This window comes from Amycolatopsis thailandensis, from assembly GCF_002234405.1.
GTDB lineage: Bacteria > Actinomycetota > Actinomycetes > Mycobacteriales > Pseudonocardiaceae > Amycolatopsis > Amycolatopsis thailandensis.
Genome location: NZ_NMQT01000242.1, coordinates 1 through 1,301 on the forward strand (window position 1 = coordinate 1; position 1,301 = coordinate 1,301).

A 1,301-nucleotide genomic window follows, 5' to 3' on the forward strand; every position below is an offset into this window, starting at 1 on the left:
CTCTTCCGTGGCGTTCGCCGGAGTGCGCCCCGCACCGGCCGCGTACTCGGGCGCGGGCAGCGCCGCGCGGTCGACCTTCCCGTTGACCGTCAATGGAAGCGCCGCCAGTTCCACGAACGACGCCGGGACGAGGTACTCGGGCAAGCGGCCCGCGACATGGTCGCGCACCGCGTCGGCAATGGACCCGCTGCCGTCCACGGGCACCACGTAACCGACGAGCCGTTTGTCCCCCGGCACATCTTCACGCACGACGACGGTGGCCCGCGCGACCGCCGGATGCCCGGCGAGCACGGCCTCGACCTCGCCCGGTTCCACCCGGAACCCGCGGATCTTCACCTGGTCGTCCGCGCGACCGGCGAACACCAGCCGTCCGTCCGGCGTCCACCGGGCCAGGTCCCCTGTGCGGTACATCCGCCCGCCCGTCCCGTACGGGCACGCGACGAACCGCTCCGCCGTGGACTGGGCGCGGTTGACATAGCCGCGCGCGATTCCGGCACCGGCGACGTACAGCTCGCCCGCGACGCCCACCGGGACCACGTTGAGCCCGTCGTCCAGGACGTAGACACGGGTGTTGTCCAGCGGCCGCCCGATGGGCAGCGCGACGCCGGCCTCGGCGGCCTCGGCGATCTCGTGCTGGGTGGCGCACAGCGTGACCTCGGTCGGCCCGTAGAGATGCCGCACGACCACCCCGGAACCCGCCTCCAGGACCTGGCGCACGGCGTCGGCCGTCACCACGTCCCCGCCCGTCAGCACCTCGCGCACTCCGGCGAAGCAGCCCGGGTCGTCGTCGGCCAGTGCCCGCAGCAGACCGGCGGTCACGTGGATGTGGGTCAGCCCGTGCGCGGAGATCGATCGCCGGATCGACGCCGCGTCGACGCGCTCGTCCGGCGCGATCACCACGGTGCCGCCCGACAGCAGCGGCACCCACAGTTCGTAGGACGACGCGTCGAACGCGTGCGGGGCGTGGAACAGCACCCGTGCCGCGGTCCCCCAGCACCGGTCCAGCGCCAGGCGCACGACGTCCCGATGGGTGGCCACGACGCCCTTCGGCTCGCCGGTCGAGCCGGACGTGTACATCACGTAGGCGGCACAATCCGGCGGCACCGAATCCGGCAGTTCCACCGCGGTGTCCGTCCCGGCCTCGACCGTCAACGTCGCGACGCCGAGTTCGAGCCCGCTGGTCGGCTCGTGCGCCAGGAGCAGGCAGGCGCCCGCGTCCGCGGTCACCGCGCGCATCCGGGCCTCCGGCCAGCCGGTGTCCAGCGGCACGAACACGCCACCGGCCTTCAGCACCGCCAGCA

The 1,301-nt window shown here is 73.6% G+C and carries 1 protein-coding gene; it reads right to left on the bottom strand.

The window, feature by feature from the left end; genetic code table 11:
- Positions 1 to 1,301 (bottom strand): amino acid adenylation domain-containing protein (locus CFP71_RS41975; protein ID WP_143267284.1); only part of this gene is annotated, 1,301 nt, incomplete at both ends.